The sequence below is a fragment of the Chloroflexota bacterium genome (genome assembly GCA_035652535.1).
Classification (GTDB): Bacteria; Chloroflexota; UBA6077; order UBA6077; family SHYK01; genus DASRDP01.
Window position 1 is genome coordinate 18,800 of record DASRDP010000087.1, and the last position, 18,445, is coordinate 37,244.

Here is an 18,445-nt window from a genome sequence, read left to right on the forward strand (position 1 = left end):
ATCCTGTCACGAGCGTGTGCTGAGGTGAAGAGTGGTTGAACAGGTCGTAAAGGGTGCCGCGCCGTCCGCGTATACCGCTGCTGACATTCAGGTCCTCGAAGGCCTGGAGGCCGTTCGGCGGCGACCGGGCATGTACATCGGCAGCACTGACCAACGCGGGCTGCACCACCTGGTGTATGAGGTCGTCGACAACTCCGTGGACGAGGCGCTCGCTGGCCGGTGCGATTCCATCGTTGTCACGATCCACGCCGACGGCAGCGTCTCCGTGACCGACAACGGAAACGGCATTCCGGTCGGGATCCATCCGGGGACCGGCCGGCCCGCGCTCGAAGTCGTTATGACGGTCCTTCACGCCGGCGGCAAGTTCGGCGGTGGGAGCTACAAGGTCTCTGGCGGCCTCCACGGTGTCGGCGTCTCGGTCGTGAACGCCCTGTCTACGCACCTCAAAGCCGAGGTGCGTCAGGAAGGTGCACTCTACGTGCAGGAGTACGAGCGGGGCGTGCCCACGGGTGACGTGCGGCGCGTTGGGCCGGCCGAGGGACACGGAACGACCGTCACCTTCCTCGCCGACGCGTCGGTCTTCGGTGAGTTGAACTACAGTTTCGACATCCTGGCGCAGCGCTTCCGCGAGATGGCCTATCTCACCAAGGGGCTCCGCATCAAGTTTGTGGACGAGCGCGACGAACGCGAGAGCTCCTTCTATTTCGACGGCGGCATCGTCTCGTTCGTCCGGCATCTCAACAAGACGCGCGGGCCCATCCACGCCCAGCCGGTCGCCATCGAGCGCCAGGTCGGCGACACCCTCGTCGAGGTCTCGCTCCAGTACAACGAAGGCTTCGCGGAATCCGTGTACGCCTTCGCCAACAACATCAACACCGTCGACGGCGGCACCCACGTCACCGGCTTCCGATCCGCCCTCACGCGGACGTTGAACGATTTCGGGCGGAAGCTCGGTCTCCTGAAAGACTCGGATCCCAACCTGACCGGCGACGACGTGCGGGAGGGCCTGACGGCGATCATTTCCGTGAAGCTGCCCGAGCCGCAGTTCGAGGGTCAGACGAAGGCAAAGCTGGGGAACGCCGACGTGCGGATGCAGGTCGAGTCGGCCGTCAACGATGGCCTGGCGCGCCACCTGGAGGAGAACCCCTCCGACGCGCGGCGCATCGTCGAGAAGTGCCTCACGGCCGCCCGCGCCCGAGAGGCGGCGCGGAAGGCCCGCGACCTCGTCATCCGAAAGAGCGCGCTCGAGGGGCTCACGCTGCCCGGTAAGCTCGCCGATTGCTCGGACAAAGACCCCGAGCGGTGCGAACTGTACATCGTGGAGGGCGATTCGGCCGGCGGCAGCGCTAAGCAGGGACGCGATCGGCGCTTCCAGGCGATCCTCCCCATCAAGGGCAAGATCCTGAACGTCGAGCGCGCCCGCGCCGACAAGATGTTGTCAAACGAAGAGATCCGCACGATCATCACAGCGCTCGGCGTCGGGATCGCCGACCGATTCGATCTCTCCAAGCTTCGCTATCACCGCATCATCCTCATGGCGGACGCCGATGTGGACGGCTCCCACATTCGCACGCTGCTCCTCACCTTCTTCTTCCGCCACATGGAGCCGCTGGTCAGCAACGGGCACTTGTTCATCGCCCAGCCGCCGCTTTATCGCGTCTCCCAAGGCCGCGAGATGCGGTGGTGCTACAGCGACCAGGAGAAGGACGCGTTCGTGGCCGAGCTGAAGAAGAAGCGCGGCAACAGCGAGCCCGATGTGTACCGATACAAGGGACTTGGCGAGATGAACCCGGAGCAGCTCTGGGATACGACAATGAATCCGGCCACGCGCACGGTCCTCCGTGTCGACATCGACGACGCTGTGCAGGCGGACGAGGTGTTCGACATGCTCATGGGGGAGAGTGTGCCGCCGCGTAAGCGTTTCATTCAGACCCACGCGCGCAGCGTTCGCAATCTCGACGTGTAGCGTCACCGTCGAGCCCGAGGCCCCCCGTTCGGCGGTCGGTATACTTCGCCCATGAGCCCGGTACCGCGGATTGCGCTCGACGCTATGGGCGGCGACCACGCTCCCGCCGCGGTCATCGCCGGCGCGGTCGACGCCCAGCGCGATCTCGGCGTCCAGGTCGTGCTCGTTGGGCCCGAGGACCGGGTCGCTCGCGAGCTGCATCGCGCGGCCGGCCGCGGCCTAGGCTCATCGTTCCCAGGGCTGGTCGACGCGCCAGATGTGATCGGCATGGGCGAGCACCCGGTCGCCGCGGTCCGAGCGAAGCGGCGCTCGTCCATCGTCGTCGGACTCGATCTGGTGGCGCGTGGTGAGGCCGACGGTTTCGTGAGCGCCGGGAACACCGGTGCGGTCATGGCCGCGGCGCTCCTGGCCCTGAAGCGCATCGAGGGCATCGATCGCCCTGCGCTGGCCACGCCGTTTCCGTCGGCGACCGGCCCGTGCCTGCTCCTCGACGTCGGCGCTAACGCCGAGGCCCGCGCCCACAACCTGGTCCAGTTCGCCATCATGGGCTCGATCTATGCGGAGCGTGTGCTGGGGATTCCCGAGCCGCGCGTAGCCCTGCTCAGCATCGGCGAGGAGGAGGAGAAGGGAACCATGCGCGTGCAGGAGGCCCACCGGGCGCTCCGGAATGCGCCGGTGCGCTTCGTCGGCAACGTGGAGGGCAAGGACATCCCCGCGGGCCGGGCGGACGTCATCGTGACGGATGGCTTCGTGGGGAACGTCCTCATCAAGTTCGCCGAAGGCGTCGGATCGAGCGTGCTCGGCGTCATTCGCTCGGAGATCCGAGCCAACCCCGTCTCCTCCCTTCTGGGGCTCTGTCTCCAGCCGGTGTTCCGTCGCGTCCGGGCGAAGCTCGACTATGCGGAATACGGTGGCGCGCCACTCCTGGGCGTCGACGGCGTCTGCATCGTCGCTCACGGGCGCTCGAACCCGCGGGCCGTCCGCAATGCCATCCGGGTCGCCGCCGAGGCTGCCCAGGGCGGGCTCGTGGACCGAATCTGCGAGGGGCTGGCAGCGCTCCAGCTGCGGGAAACGGTGAGTGCTCAGAACCGGTAGCGGACACCTACTCCCGATCGCCTTCGTCGGCGCCTGACCGGTGCACGTACACCGAAATGAGGCGCTCGTCCGGAGCCGCCTGCGCATCGGCGCCGTCTTCCTCCTCGTTTCGATGGCGGTCCTCCTCGGCGGGTTCATCGCCTCGACGCGGCAGGCCGACGTCGGCGAGCAATTCGCCATCTCTGTTTCGACCCTGCTGATCGGGCTCGTTCTCTGGTGGCGGAATCAGGCCTACCTCGCGCGCTGGGGACCGCGCAACCAGTACGATTCCCAGCTCGCGGGCGCGCTCCGAGGCCTGGATGCCCGCTACCACTTGTTCGCCTTTCCGGCGGCTCGCCTGCCCGACTACGTCCTTGTCGGGCCGATCGGGGTCCTCGTGTTGGTGCCACGGGCCGTGGGCGGCAACGTCGTCTGCGATGGCGAGCGCTGGAGTCACGATGTGGACCGGCCGGCCCTGCTGCGCCTGGCGGTCCTCTTCTCCGGTCGGCCAACTCTGGGAAATCCGGGTGCCGACGCGGAGCGCGCCGTCCGCGACCTCCGCGCGTTCCTGAGTGAGCGCCTCGGTTCGGAAGTCGCGGCAAAGCTGGAGATCGAGCCACTGGTCGTCCTCATCAATAGCCAGGTGAAGCTGATGACCCATGGATGCGCGGTGGCGGCGCTGTATCTCCGCACCCTTCGGGCCCATGTTCGAAAGCTGCCGCGCTCGCTGCCGCAAGAAGCGATCGGCGAGATCGTGCGCGCCCTCGAGGCCGCATAGCGCGCCCGTCGAGCCGGATCCTGCCCGCTGAGGTAGCACGCCCCCGTTTCCAACCGCCCATTGGCGCCCTCGTGTCCCCTCCGTCCGCGCGAGGGTGCCACGGACCGAATGCTCTACGCTGTTGAAAGAGCGCAAGGTCGACGGGAGGTGCCCCTTGCAAGTACGCGACATTATGACTCAGCCTGTCCGGACGATCGACGTCTTTGCCACCGCTCAGGAGGCGGCAGCGACCATGGCGCGGTACGGAATTGGCGCGCTACCCGTCACGGAAAACGGCAACCTGGTCGGCATCATCACCGACCGCGACCTGACGGCCCGATGCCTTGCGAGCGGGCATGCGCCGGAGCTCATCCCCGTGCGCGTCATCATGACGGCGCACCCGTTGTCCGTGTCGCCAACCGACACGGTGGACGAGGCCGCGCGCACGATGGGCGACCATGCGATCCGTCGGCTGCCGGTGATGGACCGGGGGAAGCCGGTGGGGATGATCTCGGCCGACGATATCGCCCGGTTCTGCGCCGACGACGAGCTGGTCAGCGAGATGATGCGCCACATTGCCCGTCACACAGCGCCCCCGGCCGTTCACGAGTCCCCATCCTATGCGCTTGCGCAGCGGATCGAGTACGTGGACGGATAGGGGCGAAGTTGCCGGAAGGGACGCGCCGTCAGCCGTCGACGAGCCTCTTCAGAATCTCCCGGAGGCGTGGCGTGCGTGTGATCGCCTCGCGGAGCCCCTCGATCTCTTCTTCCCCAACCAGGAGAGGGCTCCGCTGAAATCGCCCATCGTGGCTGTAGAAGCAGAAGCGGACGCTGTATGAGCCGGCGGCCGGGCCTTCGGTGTATTGGAGAAGCTGGATACACGGCTCGTGGTACTCGCCGACGTAGCTCGCCTCCTCGGCCACGACCCCGGCGCCCCAGTGCATCGTGAACGGTCGCGGGATCGGCCGATAGCTGGTCGGACGGTCGTCGTCGCGCACTATCGGGCTCCCCAATCAAACCCGCGGTCAGCGGCGAGGTCATTCATCACGGCCACCAGAAGCTCGTGGGCGACGCGTTCGCGCCACGGGTCCGGATCGCCGTGCTCCACGACCCGGGCGAGCTCCGAGAGCCTCCAGTATGGCGGGGGCGTGCCGCCCATGAGGGCCGGTCGGCTCTGCTCGTCGGCCCCGTCGGAGCCGACCAGGAAGAGCATCTGGTCCACGCGATACCATGCCCAGCCGGTGACCCGGAGCGCCGCAGGTCCGAGGTTGCCTTCGGGGTCGAACCGTTCGGCCGCCATGCGTTCTCCCCCGGGCTCGTCCGCCGCATCATTGTAGCCGGTCCCTGCGGAGGGCGCCGGACGGACTATGCCCGCGGCCAAGCGGAGAAGTCGCTATGGTAGGGTTTCCTCGAACGCAGCCGGCGCGTCACGCCTGATCGAGATCGGGCGCCTCGATGGATGGACTTCGCGAAAGGGGGAAGAAGTTGGAAGTCAAGGAGCTCGGACACATCGTCCTCTACGTCCGGGACCTGGAGCGGTCGCGACGCTTCTACCGCGACGTGCTCGGCTGGCGCGAGGTCGGAGGCATGGGGGGCGCTGCCGTGGCCTTCTCGTCCGGAAGAACGCACCACGAGCTGCTCCTGATCAACGTCGGGCCGGATGCCGCGCCGATCCCGTCTGGACGGCGCGTGGGCATGTACCACTTCGGCGTGAAAGTCGGTGAGACCGATGACGAGCTTCGCGAGGCGCTCCGCGCGTGTGTCCAAGCGGGAGTCCGCGTCGTTGGCGCATCCGACCACACCGTTACCCACAGCCTCTATATCGAGGATCCGGACGGCAACGAGATCGAGCTGTACATCGACGTGCAGTCGGCGGACTGGAAGCAGCATCCCGAAGCGGTCCTCGCGCCGGTGCGCCCGCTCCATCTGTAGATGAATGTCGCCCGGCGGCGCGAGAGTAGGCAGGCGCCTACGCTTGTCCTCGCGTCCGCCTCACCACGGAGGGCAGAGGTGTTCGCGGCCCTCGGCCTCCCCTTCGAGGTCGATCCCACCGACCTGAACGAGGACCCACGTCCGGGCGAGGCGCCGATCGATCTCGCGCACCGGCTGGCCGAGGCGAAAGCGACGCTGGCGGCGTCGCGCCACCCGGGCGCAGTCGCCATCGGGTCCGACACGGTCGTCGCCCTCGACGGCCGTTCGCTGGGGAAGCCCGCGTCGCCAGATGAGGCGGTCGCGATGCTGCGGGCCCTCCGCGGTCGCGAGCACAGGGTCATTACGGCTGTGGCAGCCGCGTGCCGCGCGAACGAGACGACGCGCGTATGGACCGAGGTCGCGACGACGCGCGTCTGGATGCGCGACTACCGTGATGACGAGATCGCGGACTACGTCGCCTCTGGCGATCCGATGGACAAGGCGGGCGCCTATGCCATCCAGCACGAGGGGTTCCATCCGGTCGAACGAATCGAGGGGTGTTATCTCACCGTCGTCGGCCTGCCGCTACTCGAGCTGCGGTCGGTGTTGGAGCGAGCGGGCGTTACGCTCGGGAGGATCGCCTCGGCTGCGCTCGATTCGCTGTGCCGCACCTGTCCTGACCGCCGGATGTTGGTCGGAGATGACGACCGTTAGGAGCGCGCCCGATTGTCGACGTCGTAGGGGCGCCGCCCGAAGGATTTCGCTTCGTCGAGGTGCGACCGTGCGCTACGGCGCGGCCTCGGGGCCCTTGTCGCGCCAGGCTTCGATGAACCGCGTAATCCGCGCCTCGTCGTAGTCGTCCATCGTGTCGATGCGCGTCCACGCCGTCAACGTGATCTTCGCGGGCAGGCCCTTGTACGGCGCGATGACGATCTTCGAGCTGTTCGGGAACAGCGGAAGCTTGTGGGTCGGCACATAGCGGTTGTAGAAGTCCTTGAGCTGTGCCACGAGATCAGGGCAGTCGCAGTCATACTGGATCATGATCCCGCCGTGCTCCAGGTTGTGGACCTGCGCCTCGTCGGGGATCTGGGTGTCGTAGATGCCCCAGTCCACGGGCGCTTCTCCCGCGATGTTCCAATGAGGACCGGACGTGGGAGGCTTGGAGTTGTATGCGACGTGCGCGGCGCCCTTGTCGATGTGGGTCTGCCCCTGGTTGGGCACCGGCTTGCCCGGCTGCGCCTGCACCGACTTCACCACGATGAACGACACGGCGGCGATAACGGCGATGGCCACCACGCTCCAGATGACCATCTGCGTGTATTTTTTCCGCGTCTCCCGCTGTCGTTGCTGCTCGCGCGCGTGCATTCGGGCGGCCCGGCGGGAATTGACCTTCGCGGGTGCGGTTCGGTTGGATGCGGTCATCGAGTGGCTCTCCTGGGTGGCTGCCGAGCGTCTTGACGGCGTCTCGCGCGCAGCGGGGGGCGTGGCGAGGAATACTACTACGCGGGCCCGGCGCCGTACAACACGACGTTGTGGGACGGAATGTAGTGGCTCTTGAGCTGCAGCGTTCGCGAGTCATCCCCCTGGGTGACCGTGCGCGTGACGACGACGTCGAACCCGTCCTGGGCTCCCTCCACCTGGAGCGACTTGCCGCTCGGCATCGTCGGCTCGGGCTGCCTGACCAGCGCGCGATCGGTCGGGACGACATTTGAGACGACAGGGCCGTCGATCTGCACGTCCCAGGTCGGGATGGTGCCGTACAGGTCGAAGATCAGCGTAGACCCCTCCACGCGCGACTGAATGAGCAGATAGTCCGGCGTGGTATTGATGAACCGAAAATCCAGACCGTAGTCCTCGTCGACGGTGGCGTCGAGCCCCTTCATCCCGAGGGGCGGCTGGCCGTACGATGGGATCCAGTACAGGTGGGAGTGGCGCTCTTCGATCTGATAGCCCGCGTGGAAGACAGGGTGGAACAGCGTCGTTGCCACTTGGCAGATCCCACCCGCGACAGAGGGGATCGTCTGCGCGCCCGTTTTCGATAGCGTGATCCCCCAGCCTGTCTGGAACCCCGCCGCGAGGGTCGTCGGCCCCACCTCTTTGTTGAACGAGAACATCTCGCCCGGCGGGATCACGGTGCCATTCAGCCGGGTCGCGGCGAGGGAGATGTTGTGAGCCTTCTCGGGAACAGACCCGGCGAACGAGGTCTTTCCCTCGCGAATCAGCTCGCGGATGCCGAGCTTGTCGGCGTCGCCGCTGGCGACGTTGGGCTGCGTCACAGTGAGCGCCAGGGGGATGTTGCGGTCGTTCGAGAACAGATGCTCCCGGATCTGGGTCGCCACCGCCGACGGATCGACGCCGCGACCTTCCCGGCTCTCCCGGATCACCTTCAGGTTTCCGCCGTTCCAATCGAAGCGTGCGTCGATCGGCGCGCGACCGATCTCCGTAGAGACTCGATCCAATGTGTCCGAAATCGCCCTGATGTTGACCGACACCTGCGCCGGCTCGCCCGGAGCGCGCGCAAACGTCAACATGCGAGCGATCTGTTCCTGGTCCAGTGTCCACGTGCGATCTGCAAATGTCAGGGTGAGCGGAGCGCTCAGCGCGCGCTCAGCGCGGCGCTTGGCGTCCTGGAAGTCGGCCGTTGTTGCGCCCGGCGCCACCGGCTCCATCTCCAGATCGATGGCGGGCGGAATGCGTGGACCGCTGAGCGCGCTGCGCACGGCCTGGACGCTCTCGGGCATGGCGAGCTGCGCTCCCTCCACCTCTGCCACGATGTTCACAGAGATTCCATCTCCCGAGTGGACCAGATCGATTCGCGCATCCTGGGCTGGGCGGTCCACCGCGGCGGCCACGACGCGAAGCGCTCGGGCGGCCTGATCGGCGTCGACCTCGAACGCGGGCTCGGCGAAATCCTCTTCCGCCAGGATCGCGGTCCAGGGACCCATGACTCGCTGAAGAACGTTACCCTCGCGACCTACGAGGTACGCCTGGTCGAGCAGCGCGTCGGTATCGATGGTCATGCCGAGGTCGCGTGGGGATGACGGCCACTCCTGTCCCTCAACCCGCAGCGCGACCGGCTTCCGCAAGAGCGACGACGCCGCCGCCTCGAGCAGTCCGCGTGCTTCTGTCTTCGTCCGACCGCTCAGATCCACGCCCAGAACGTGCACTCCCGCGGGGATGCGATCGGCGTACGCGAGCTGCACGCCAAATGTCGCCCCGAGGAAGAGCAGCGCGACGGTGGCGAGAACGCCGAGGACCGAGCGGGCAGACGGCACGGGGACCCGCAGCGCCAACGGGCCCGGTGGCGACACAAATCGGCCGCGATGGAGGATGACCGCGCGCCGCACGCGAAACTCCTGCACGCCTCTGGTCAGGGTGGCTTGAATCACGCCGAGCGACGGCGAGCGCCCGCGGGGCTATGGACTGGTGGGATCGCCACGGACGGGCCAAAGGCACAGAAAACGGCATGAAACGCCAGAATCATGATACAGACCGTAACGGGGTCCAGCAATTTGAAGGAGTTCACAGGACCCTCACGGTTCTTCGCGCTCGTCCTGGCGCGTCCGCTCGATGCACACTTCGGAGCTCCCGAGAACGGCGCCCGCGATCGGTACGGACGGCTTACGGACGCGGACCTCGACGCTTTCCACCCGGGGGTGCTCAACCAGAATCCGCCGGCTGATCCGCTCGGCGACGGTCTCGATGAGTGAGCAGGCCGGGCCGGTCACCACCTCGCGCACGATCTGGAACACCGCCGCGTAGTTGACGGTGTCGCCAAGCTCGTCGCTGGCGCCTGCGCGGCGGAGGTCCGCGCGAAGCTCCACGCTCACGACGAAGCGCTGCCCGAGGGCGCGCTCCTCCGGAAGCACTCCGTGGTTCGCGAAGAATTCCATGTCGTTGAGGCGAATGCGGTCGATGGCTGCCTCCCTCACGCGGGCCTGCGCCTTGGTGCCCGCAGACCGGCTACTGGACGAGGATTGAGTCTCGATTTCCCCATAGTGTCCCAGCGCCGCCGTGTCGATCAAGCTCGATCCCAATCGCTTGCGTTACCTTCGCGCGCGAAGCATACTCGTCAAATCGAACAGCCTGAGGCAATGCGAGGAGAAGCAGGATGGCGCTCGTCACCGCAAAAGGGCTTGTCCACTTTTCGCTGCCCGCCAACGATGTGGAGGAGTCGCTGAAGTTCTATACCGAGGTCCTGGGAATGGAATACCGGGGCAAGGTAGGCGCCACCGGCCGCTGCGTGCGGGCGGGGGACGTGAACATCATCCTGGTGGGCCGCCCAAACGCGCGCCCCTTCGAGGAGCTGGAGGAGCACAACACGCAGCTCTGCCATCAGGCCTTTTACGTCTCGAGCGAAGACTACGATCGCGCGCTGGAGTCCTTCCAGGAGCACGGCGTCCGCGTTTCCAACGAGGAATACCGCAAGACCGGGACCTTCACGGGGCGCTCGTTCTATTTCTTCGATCCAACCGGCAACCGCCTCGAGATCAACGATCCCCATCCGCCCTACTGGCCTGAGGACGCGAGATAGTCGGCGCGCGTCTCTGCGGTCCCGGAGTGGTGAGTCGACGCGGTCCCCGCCCGGTCCAGTTGCTGGTGGTGATCGCCTCGCTCGGCCTGCTTGCATGCAGCGCACCGCCCTCGCCGCAGACATCGCCCGGTGGCGCACCACGGGAGCCGAGGGGCGGCTCGATGACGCTCGCGGTCCTGAACACCGTGCCCACTATGGCGCCCCTCGGGAAAGCCTCCTCCTGGCGGAGCTTCTCCGAGTTGCACTCGGCCGCGCTGTTCAGCTCAGCGGACCACTCGCGTCGCCCGGTGCCGCGGCTGACGGAGCGCGTTCCATCCCTCGAGAACGGCGACATCGTGATCGAGGCCGACGGGAAAATGCGCGTCAGATACGTGCTTCGCGGCGATGTGACCTGGCAGGATGGTGTAGCGTTCACCGCCGACGACCTCGCCTTCACGTTTCAGGTCAGCAGTGACCCCGGGATTCCCTTCGGTCTGAAGAACTTCATTCGATTGATCGACAGCGTCGAGGCGCCGGACGATCGGACCTTCCAAATCACCTTCGCGGCGCCATACTACAAAGCCGATCGCCTGGGCCTCGAATCCTACTGGCCACTCCCTCGCCACATCCTCGGCCCTGCCTTTGACGCGTACCTGAGCAGCCACGATGCGGACGCCCTCATGAACCTGCCGTACTGGACATCGGAGTACGTCAACCTCGGCCCGTTCGCAGTAGCTACCTTCGATCCAGCCGACACGATTACCCTCCGCGCCTACGACGGGTACTTCCTGGGACGACCCAAGCTGGACACGATCTACCTCAAAGTATTCAGCGACACGAATTCGCTGTACGCCAACATCCTCGCGGGTCAGGTAGACATGTTTCTGGAGGACACCGTCAGCACAAATCAAGGGTTCGAGCTGGCGGATCGCTGGCGGCAGAGCGGCGAGGGCGCGGTGTACGTGCAGCCCGGCGCGTCCCGATACCTCTCTCCTCAGCTTCGCCCGGGCGTACAGATCGAGCCGACTGCGCTCGATCCAGTGATCCGTGGCGCCCTGTACATGGCCATCGATCGTGAGGCGCTTTCGGAGGCGCTGCAGGGCGGCCACCGCGAGTTGGCCGCCTATGAGATGCTGCCACCTGGCGATCCCCTCTACCCTGCTGTGAAAGACGCGCTGCGCGTGTACGGCTACGATCCGCAGCGTGCTCGATCGGTCCTTGCGGAGAACGGCTGGACCGCGGCCGCGGATGGACGCGTACGGGCGCCGGATGGCCGAACATTTCGCGCGCCCCTGTGGGGCACCGGCGGGCGGGACCGCGATCAGGAGACGGCCGCGATCGCCGATACCTGGCGGCGGATCGGTCTGGAAACGGAAGAGGTGGTGATTCCCGCCACGCAGGTGCGCAATCCGGAGTATCGGTCCAACTTCCCCGGCTGGGAGGTCAGCTCAGCCGGCCATGGTGACGAGATCCTTCAGCAGATCGAGGGACCGGCCGCGAGCGCGGAGACGCGATGGACCGGGAACCGGCGGGGCTACCAGGACCCGCGAACGGACGAGTTGATCCACAGGTATCGGGCGAGTGTGTCGACCGACGAGCAGGTCCGAGCGATGAAAGCGATCAGCGACATCGTCGTCGATCAGCTCCCGTTCCTCATGCTTTACTTCACCCCGTATCAGGTCGGTGTCTCCAGCCGCGTTGTGGCGCTCGACGACTTCGACGGCGCCGGCGACTTCAGCATGGACTTCGGGACGTATACCCGCAACGCCCATCTGTGGCAGCCTCGCTGACTAGGTGATGTAGCCGCGCTCCCGCCAGAAGCGCTCGGCAGCCGGATGAAGCGGCGCCGTGAGGGGCGCGTCCTCGGTGTCCAAGCACATCCGCTCGAGGGGCAGCGGGCCGACGCCCTGCCACGGAATCCGCTCTTTGGAGGCTTCTAGCGCCGCGCAGCACGCGCGGACCAGATCGTCCGGCGCGTTCGCGTGGGTGAATATGGGCCATCCGCTGAAGTCGAGGGTGTCGACATCGCGCGAGAGGCCCGGATGGACGGACTTCTTGATGCGGGCCCGACGGAATCCCATCGCCTCCATCTGCTGGAGGTGGGCCTCGTCGAGGCTCAGGAAGCGCATGCCCGCCTCGATGGCGCGATCCGCCCACTCGTCGACGGCCTCGTCGAAGATCGCGTCGACGTCGCCTCGGACCACGGCGTCCACGTCGGGCGGGTACGGATGGTAGTGCATACTCCCGCCCCAGGAGACGATGTCGGCCAGTGAGAAGCCCAGCGCATTCAGCGCCTCGCCGGCAATGAAATACGTCGAGTGCTCGGCTTGGGACCGCATGGAGATCTTCAGCGGGTACTTTCGCTGGCGCAGCTCCGCGAGGGAGCGGATTCCGGTGCGCTCGTGGACTGCGAAGGCGAGTTGATCCAGGGATGGAATGACCGTGATGACCCGGACGGGAATCGGCTCCCGGAACGGTCCGTTGCCCCGAAGCGCCACCCCGAGCGGATTGGCTGGATTGATGATGGCGATCTGCGCCTCACCCCGCGCGACCAAGTCGATGCTGGACGGCGTGTCGCTGCCGTCCAGCGTCACGGTCCAGGGGTTCTTGCTGCCCTGCACCCGCAGCATGATGCGAGCTTGACGCGCGTCCCAGTTGCGCTCCCCGACCAGCTCGTAAGCCATCTCCAGCACCAGCCGCGAGCGCGTGACCACCGGCGGGACGTAGCGAGGTCTCTCGCGCACGGTTGTTTCCTCCAATTTCAGCGTGAGCCGCTCATCGTGGCCGACGATGGCCGCACAATAGCAGATGTCGCGACACGGAGGCCATGGAGGTCGCGTTTGGGCGCGACGCGAGAAGCCTGTGGCGTATTCGAATCAGGAGAACCGCATTGAAAGAGAGCGCCGGTCACTGGGTTGGCACATGGACTTCCACGCCCGCGCCGATCGAGACGATCGATCTCGTCGGTCGAACGGTGCGGATGGCGCCGCGCGTCAGCATCGGCGGCTCGCGGCTGCGCCTGAGACTGTCGAACGCGTATGGTCCGAGCAGGTTGACCGTGGGCCCGATCCGGGTGGCGCTTCGCCTCGCCGGGGATGAGGCCGCCAAGGACTCGGTCAGACCGGTGACCTTCGGCGGATTGCCCGTGGCGACGATCCCGGCGGGCGCCCTCGCTGTGAGCGATCCAGTGGAGCTGGAAGTCCCGCCCCTTGCGGACCTGGCGGTGAGCGTCTACCTGCCTGCCGACATACCCGGCGATTTCTGTTTCACTGGCCACAGCAATTCGCGCCAGACGAGCTACATCTCCCCCGTCGGCTGCTTCGTCGACGAGCCGCGGCTGCCGGTCGGGGAAGCCACGCAGGCGGTTGCGCTCCTCAGCGCAGTCGAGGTCTGGGCGCCGCCCGACGTGGGCGGAATCGTCGCGTTCGGCGACTCGCTGACGGACGGCAACCTCTCGACGGTGGACGCCCATGCGCGCTGGCCGGACGAGCTCGCCCGGCGGCTGGCTGCGCGTCGGGGCGGCCGCCGGCTCGGCGTGATGAATCAGGGGTTCGGCGGGAACAGGATTCTGTTCGACACGCGCGCCGAGAGCGGATTACGGCGCTTCGATCGTGACGTCCTCGCTCAATCCGGCGTCACGCACGTCATCGTCCTGCTGGGAATCAACGATATTCGAAATCGAAACCAGAGGCCCTCAGAGGTGGTGACTGCCGAGGAGATGATCCGGGGGCTGGAGCAGCTCGTCATCCGTGCACACGCCCACGGGCTCAAGGTCTTGGGGGGGACCCTCCTGACCTTCGAGCACGAGACGTTCAACCCCGGTTTCTACACGCCGGAGGGGGAGGCCAAACGACAGGCCGTGAACGAGTGGATCCGAAGCAGCGGCGCATTCGACGCGGTTATCGACTTCGAAGGCGCGCTGCGCGACCCGTCACACCCAACGCGCATGCTCCCGATGTACGACTGCGGCGATCACCTCCATCCCAGCGACGCAGGCTACCGGCGAATGGGCCAGATTATCGACCTGGCGCTGTTCGACTGAGGTTGTCACCTGTTTAAGCGTCGCGAGAGGGGCCCCGTCTCGGTCTGCGCCCCCCACGACTCAGAGCGCGGACGCTCCTCGGATGGCCGAGACTGCCAGCTCGGCTCGAACTTGCTACCGGGATCGACTTCGACCGGCTCGGATGCGCTGCGCAGCTCGCGGCGCAGGCGGCTGCTGGCGGCAAGCTCAGTTATGAGGTATCGCCGCTCGGGCTGTGGCGCCCCCGCGGCGAGGTGGACGGTGATGACTCCGGGCTCCTGCACGATGCGGGTGAAGCTCGCACCCTCGCGATCCAGGTCCTGCCCAATGGTGCGCAGGAGCTCGGCAAGGCTGTCCTTCGGCTCACCGCGGAATGTGCCGCGCGATTGCTTCGCGACCTTCCGGAGCTCCTCCAGATTCTGGTCCTGATAGTGCCGGCGGTCGACGCCCAGCCCCTTCCGGTGCCAGGAGAGCCCGAGCACGTCGTCCTCGTTCGCTAGCTCGACGCGCTCCGCGAACTCCGCGTCGAGAAGACGCCCGACTGCCCGAAGCATGTCGGCGTGCTCTCCAGGCGCAATTGGCATCTGCCACGTCCTCCACCGCGACGGCGCATTCTGGCCCAGCGCCGCGCATTTCCCAAACCGGCCGATTATTGCACCAGGAGGCCCCGGGCGCACAATCCGGCGCGAACGTGTACCCTATAGAGGGTAGACGCTGCGATGATGGAGGGTTCACGTTTGAATCAGAGTACGAAGGCAATGGGAGGATACGAGGCAATCCTCCGTCAACAGCTGCGTCCCGGTGAGGTGCTAGACGGCGTATTCATGTCGGGACCAGATCTCACCGTCGCCATCACGTCGGACCGGCTCATGCTCATGGGCCCTTCCAGCTCGAACGGATGGGAGTTGAAGTGGATTCCTTGGCGCCTGCTCGCGGAGATGCTCCCCGATGAGTGCGAGGAATCGAGCGCGGAGGAGTCCGCCGTTCACCTTCGCTATGTGCTCCCCGGCTGGCCGAGCAGCCGCAAGGCGTCTCGCCGCGCCACCGACGAGGAGATAGCGGCCGGACCTGCAGAGCCGCCACAGGCGCCGTGCACTGACCTGTTTCTGAAGCTCCCATTGCACGGCAGCGAGATGGGGGCGCTGCTCAGGGCACGCCTCGCGCGCGCCCCATCGGCAACCCAATAACTCGCCGGCCATACCTTTAGCGCGAGGCGGCGCTGGTCGCGTGCGTTCCGCGTCACCGGGCGGCGCCCAAGTCGTGTATAGTGGCGTCAAGCGCTACGCACCACTGCGCACTGGCCGCCCGGCTGGGTCAACGGCACAAGCCTCTCCGAGCCTGTCCTCCCGATTGCCTTTCCAGTGGCTGCCTATCATCTCGACAGAGAGGTCAGTATTGCAACGTTTACGCCTAGCTCGCCGTTCGGCGGGCAAGTCTTCCCATCAGAGTGGCGCTCGTTGATCGGGGCGCCGGAGTCATTCGTTGGGCTGGGAGTCCCGGAGGACACCGCCGCGGTTCTCGCACGCTTGGGGATCACGTGTCCCACTCCAGTCCAGGCCCAGGCACTGCCGGCTATGCTGGCCGGCCGGGACGTGGTCGGTCAGGCTCGGACCGGATCGGGGAAGACGCTCGCCTTTGCCCTCCCGATCACCGCGCGGTGTGACCCGCGCGCGCCGTTCGTGCAGGCACTCGTTCTTGTTCCGACCCGTGAGCTGGCAATCCAGGTCGCCGGAGTCCTCACGCAGCTCGCGGCGGGTAGGCGGCTGAGGGTCTCGCTCCTATATGGCGGCCGATCGCTGGGCCCAGAGCGCGACGCGCTCACGCTGACGCAGATCGTGGTCGGGACGCCCGGGCGCACGTTGGATCACATCCGCCAGGGAAACCTGAAGCTGGATCGCGTCCGAGTCGTCGTGCTGGACGAAGCGGACGAGATGCTCGACCGCGGATTCGCGCCGGACGTGGAGCGCATCGTCGCGCAAACCCCGGCGCGGCGGCAAACCGCGATGTTCTCGGCCACGATGCCCGAGTGGGTGGCCAGCGCCGCGACCAGATACCTGCGCGAGCCGCTCGCCGTGAGGGCCGACTCGATCGATGCGCCGCCGCCCGCTATCCAGCACGTCGTGTACGAGATGGAACCAGGGGCCAGGGTTGGCGCCCTGATGACCCTCCTCGACCGCCGGGAGGCGGGCAGCGTGCTCGTGTTCGGTCGAACAAAGCACGGTGTCAAGAAGCTGGCTCGGCAGTTCGCTCAGCAGGGCTACCCGGTCGCCGCGCTCCAAGGCAACCTGAGCCAAAGCGCGCGCGAGCGCGTGGTGTCCGCATTTCGCTCCGGTCAGCTGCCGATTCTCTTTGCCACGAACGTCGCCGCGCGCGGGCTGGACATCGAAAGCATCGGTCAAGTCATCAACTTCGAGCTGCCGGAATCGGCGGAGCTATTTACCCATCGCGTCGGCCGCACGGGGCGGATGGGTCGCGAGGGCGAGGCCATCACGTTCGTGACGCCCGACGAACGGCCCAAGCTCCTCCAGATCGAAAAGACGCTGGGTCGACGGTTGCCGCGAGCTGCCTTCCCCGCTCGCACCGGGGTGGGAGCTCCTGGCGATGACGCGGCGGCGACGGCCGCGGGTCCGGAGGACCGCCCGCGGCGTGCGGCGCGCGAATCGGCGACTCCCCAGCCGAATGCCGCCGCGGCGAAGCGCACGGCCCGCCCGCGTTTTGCGTCGGCTTCGCACCGGGGTCGACGCTCCGGCGCCAGGCCTCGCAGCGCCGAGTCGGCGTAAGGTCCCGAACCCAGCTCGGTCCTTCGGTCAGTTGGCCGCCGCGCGCATGCGCGTCAGTGCTCGTCGCCCCATTCACCCTGCTGGGTCGGTCCCACCTCGCCCGTGCACCAAGGCACCAGGTTCTTCATCCGGCAGGTGACCCCGCGCTTGGCCAGCTCGGCCTCGAAGATCCGGTGTACTTCGGGGTCTTCGTCCTCGTATTCGGTCTGCCAGCCGCCCTCTTTCGCGCTCACGTCCGCCAAGTTCTTGTCGGTGCGCGTGGCGGCGTTCCAGCGGCTCGTAGCGAGCCTGCGCGACTTATTGACCCCGAGCACGAGGTACGCGGCTGGCGTCGCGCCCACGTTGAAGTGCTGGTGGTGCCAGAGCCCTGGGCCCGCGCCGGACAGATACAGGCTTCCCTCGCTCCAGTCGCAGCGGATCCGCTCTTCCTTCTCCCGCTGGGTCAGGACGTACCCCTCGCCCTGGATGATGTAGAGGTGGGCGCCGGGGCCGTGCTTGTGCCCTTTCTTGTACGTCCCTGGTTGGAAGCGGGAGACGTGGGAGTTGATCGTGCCGCCTGCCAGCATGAAGAAGGCGTTGGTGCCGCCGCCGCCTCGCTCCTTCCACTCGAAGAGCTTCATCTTGCGGATGTCGGCGACGAAGTTCGTCTCCCACAGGCGGCCGCGATACAGCTTTCCTTCGCCGTTGAAGTAATCGTCGCTGCCCGAGTAGCGATCGGTGAAGGCGAAGGGGCAGTCGAAGATGAAGTCCTCATTGTGGAACTGGCGCATCAGGGCGGGGAGGTTGGTCACCGAGAAGTAGCGCGCCGGCTCCGATCCGCTCATGTTGAAGAACTGGTATGTCATGTTGGTGGGCAGGACAAAGAAGCTCCCCTCGCCCCACTCGAAGGTCTGCTTGCGCTTCTCGTCGAACCACACGCTCGCCGTCCCCCGCCCGGAGACGACGTAGATCGCTTCGTCGTACAGGTGGTGCTCGGGAATCGTCTTGCCGCCGGGCGGGATCTCGACGATGTGCTCGTCCTGCTCGTCATCGCCGTCGAGGTAGCAGAGCGCGCCGTTGACCCCCTTGCGCGGCCACGGCCCCACCTCGACCTTCTTCATGTCGCGAATGTAGATGCCGCCGACCAGCGGCACCTCTTCGCGTTGGCGCCACTCTTCGTAGGGGTCGATGCGTTCGACGACCGGTGCGGTATCCGCTGCGCTCGGCATGTCAGCACTCCTCCAGACGTTGGACGGTACTGACACCTTTTATAAGACGCGGCCGTGGGGCGGTCAATTCGGTCATGTGCGGGGACCGACAGATCCTATACACCCCGGGCGGGAGCGCTATGCACGGTACGTCGCGGCGCTGTATGAATCGGCGCAGTTCGCATCGGGGGCGGGGATGGAGCGCTATCGGGAATGGTGGCCCTTTGATCCGCCGA

General features: G+C 66.6%; 20 protein-coding genes. 12 read left to right on the forward strand and 8 right to left on the reverse strand.

Features of this window, described 5'->3' with window-relative positions; all coding sequences use genetic code 11:
• Positions 1–31: 31 nt before the first annotated feature.
• The 4 genes from gyrB (at position 32) to VFC51_10495 (ending at position 4,455) form a co-directional block, all read left to right on the forward strand.
• Complete coding sequence (gene gyrB, locus VFC51_10480) at positions 32–1,966, forward strand: DNA topoisomerase (ATP-hydrolyzing) subunit B (protein HZT07444.1); 1,935 nt, start codon at positions 32–34, stop codon at positions 1,964–1,966.
• A 51-nt stretch (positions 1,967–2,017) separates the two neighbouring features.
• Positions 2,018–3,061 carry a phosphate acyltransferase PlsX gene (plsX, locus tag VFC51_10485; GenBank protein ID HZT07445.1) on the forward strand — a complete coding sequence of 348 codons (1,044 nt, stop codon included), beginning with the start codon at positions 2,018–2,020 and terminating at the stop codon, positions 3,059–3,061.
• A gap of 40 nt (positions 3,062–3,101) precedes the next feature.
• The gene (locus VFC51_10490) at positions 3,102–3,818 is read left to right on the forward strand and encodes a hypothetical protein (protein ID HZT07446.1); all 717 of its coding nucleotides are present in this window, start codon (positions 3,102–3,104) and stop codon (positions 3,816–3,818) included.
• Between the two features lie 154 nt (positions 3,819–3,972).
• Positions 3,973–4,455 carry a CBS domain-containing protein gene (locus VFC51_10495; protein ID HZT07447.1) on the forward strand — a complete coding sequence of 161 codons (483 nt, stop codon included), beginning with the start codon at positions 3,973–3,975 and terminating at the stop codon, positions 4,453–4,455.
• Between the two features lie 28 nt (positions 4,456–4,483).
• On the opposite strand, the gene VFC51_10500 is transcribed toward VFC51_10495, so the two are convergent.
• Both VFC51_10500 and VFC51_10505 read right to left on the reverse strand, forming a co-directional pair.
• Positions 4,484–4,795, reverse strand: a complete 312-nt coding sequence (locus tag VFC51_10500; protein ID HZT07448.1) for a hypothetical protein — start codon at positions 4,793–4,795, stop codon at positions 4,484–4,486.
• A complete protein-coding gene (locus VFC51_10505) occupies positions 4,795–5,097 on the reverse strand; it encodes a hypothetical protein (GenBank protein HZT07449.1) in 303 nt (100 codons plus the stop codon). The genes VFC51_10500 and VFC51_10505 overlap by 1 nt, the downstream gene beginning before the upstream one ends.
• 185 nt (positions 5,098–5,282) lie before the next feature.
• On the opposite strand from VFC51_10505, the gene VFC51_10510 reads away from it, so the two are divergent.
• On the forward strand, positions 5,283–5,729 hold the full coding sequence (locus tag VFC51_10510) for a VOC family protein (GenBank protein HZT07450.1): 447 nt from the start codon (positions 5,283–5,285) through the stop codon (positions 5,727–5,729).
• Positions 5,730–6,422 carry a Maf family protein gene (locus VFC51_10515; protein ID HZT07451.1) on the forward strand — a complete coding sequence of 231 codons (693 nt, stop codon included), beginning with the start codon at positions 5,730–5,732 and terminating at the stop codon, positions 6,420–6,422.
• Between the two features lie 72 nt (positions 6,423–6,494).
• On the opposite strand, the gene VFC51_10520 is transcribed toward VFC51_10515, so the two are convergent.
• The 3 genes from VFC51_10520 to folB form a co-directional block, all read right to left on the reverse strand.
• Positions 6,495–7,130 (reverse strand): DUF3105 domain-containing protein, encoded by a 636-nt coding sequence (locus VFC51_10520; GenBank protein ID HZT07452.1) that lies wholly within the window; start codon positions 7,128–7,130, stop codon positions 6,495–6,497.
• 77 nt (positions 7,131–7,207) lie between these two features.
• On the reverse strand, positions 7,208–9,055 hold the full coding sequence (locus tag VFC51_10525) for a VanW family protein (protein HZT07453.1): 1,848 nt from the start codon (positions 9,053–9,055) through the stop codon (positions 7,208–7,210).
• A 186-nt stretch (positions 9,056–9,241) separates the two neighbouring features.
• Complete coding sequence (gene folB, locus VFC51_10530) at positions 9,242–9,640, reverse strand: dihydroneopterin aldolase (GenBank protein ID HZT07454.1); 399 nt, start codon at positions 9,638–9,640, stop codon at positions 9,242–9,244.
• A 179-nt stretch (positions 9,641–9,819) separates the two neighbouring features.
• Between folB and VFC51_10535 the strand changes: the two genes are divergently transcribed.
• Both VFC51_10535 and VFC51_10540 read left to right on the forward strand, forming a co-directional pair.
• Complete coding sequence (locus tag VFC51_10535) at positions 9,820–10,242, forward strand: VOC family protein (protein HZT07455.1); 423 nt, start codon at positions 9,820–9,822, stop codon at positions 10,240–10,242.
• Between the two features lie 161 nt (positions 10,243–10,403).
• Positions 10,404–12,011, forward strand: a complete 1,608-nt coding sequence (locus VFC51_10540) for an ABC transporter substrate-binding protein (protein ID HZT07456.1) — start codon at positions 10,404–10,406, stop codon at positions 12,009–12,011.
• Here VFC51_10540 and VFC51_10545 read toward each other — a convergent pair whose 3' ends face one another.
• On the reverse strand, positions 12,012–12,965 hold the full coding sequence (locus VFC51_10545; protein HZT07457.1) for a TAXI family TRAP transporter solute-binding subunit: 954 nt from the start codon (positions 12,963–12,965) through the stop codon (positions 12,012–12,014).
• Positions 12,966–13,111: 146 nt separating this feature from the next.
• On the opposite strand from VFC51_10545, the gene VFC51_10550 reads away from it, so the two are divergent.
• On the forward strand, positions 13,112–14,263 hold the full coding sequence (locus VFC51_10550) for an SGNH/GDSL hydrolase family protein (protein HZT07458.1): 1,152 nt from the start codon (positions 13,112–13,114) through the stop codon (positions 14,261–14,263).
• A gap of 5 nt (positions 14,264–14,268) precedes the next feature.
• On the opposite strand, the gene VFC51_10555 is transcribed toward VFC51_10550, so the two are convergent.
• Entirely contained in the window at positions 14,269–14,826 is a 558-nt protein-coding gene (locus VFC51_10555; GenBank protein ID HZT07459.1) for a hypothetical protein, read from the reverse strand.
• 153 nt (positions 14,827–14,979) lie between these two features.
• On the opposite strand from VFC51_10555, the gene VFC51_10560 reads away from it, so the two are divergent.
• Complete coding sequence (locus tag VFC51_10560) at positions 14,980–15,429, forward strand: hypothetical protein (protein HZT07460.1); 450 nt, start codon at positions 14,980–14,982, stop codon at positions 15,427–15,429.
• 270 nt (positions 15,430–15,699) lie between these two features.
• Positions 15,700–17,022 (forward strand): DEAD/DEAH box helicase, encoded by a 1,323-nt coding sequence (locus VFC51_10565; protein ID HZT07461.1) that lies wholly within the window; start codon positions 15,700–15,702, stop codon positions 17,020–17,022.
• 53 nt (positions 17,023–17,075) lie between these two features.
• Here VFC51_10565 and VFC51_10570 read toward each other — a convergent pair whose 3' ends face one another.
• Positions 17,076–18,230 carry a cupin domain-containing protein gene (locus tag VFC51_10570; GenBank protein HZT07462.1) on the reverse strand — a complete coding sequence of 385 codons (1,155 nt, stop codon included), beginning with the start codon at positions 18,228–18,230 and terminating at the stop codon, positions 17,076–17,078.
• On the opposite strand from VFC51_10570, the gene VFC51_10575 reads away from it, so the two are divergent.
• Positions 18,229–18,445, forward strand: a 217-nt coding sequence (locus tag VFC51_10575; protein HZT07463.1) for a hypothetical protein, incomplete at its 3' end; no start/stop codon positions are given. The genes VFC51_10570 and VFC51_10575 overlap by 2 nt on opposite strands.

Excerpts from the sequence above, each read along its gene's own strand:
- VFC51_10505 (HZT07449.1), bottom strand. The coding sequence starts at position 5,097 with ATGGCGGCCGAACGGTTCGACCCCGAAGGCAACCTCGGACCTGCGGCG.
- VFC51_10520 (HZT07452.1), bottom strand. The coding sequence starts at position 7,130 with ATGACCGCATCCAACCGAACCGCACCCGCGAAGGTCAATTCCCGCCGG.
- VFC51_10555 (HZT07459.1), bottom strand. The coding sequence starts at position 14,826 with ATGCCAATTGCGCCTGGAGAGCACGCCGACATGCTTCGGGCAGTCGGG.
- VFC51_10540 (HZT07456.1), top strand. The coding sequence starts at position 10,404 with ATGACGCTCGCGGTCCTGAACACCGTGCCCACTATGGCGCCCCTCGGG.
- VFC51_10515 (HZT07451.1), top strand. The coding sequence starts at position 5,730 with ATGAATGTCGCCCGGCGGCGCGAGAGTAGGCAGGCGCCTACGCTTGTC.
- plsX (HZT07445.1), top strand. The coding sequence starts at position 2,018 with ATGAGCCCGGTACCGCGGATTGCGCTCGACGCTATGGGCGGCGACCAC.
- VFC51_10535 (HZT07455.1), top strand. The coding sequence starts at position 9,820 with ATGGCGCTCGTCACCGCAAAAGGGCTTGTCCACTTTTCGCTGCCCGCC.
- VFC51_10570 (HZT07462.1), bottom strand. The coding sequence starts at position 18,230 with ATGCCGAGCGCAGCGGATACCGCACCGGTCGTCGAACGCATCGACCCC.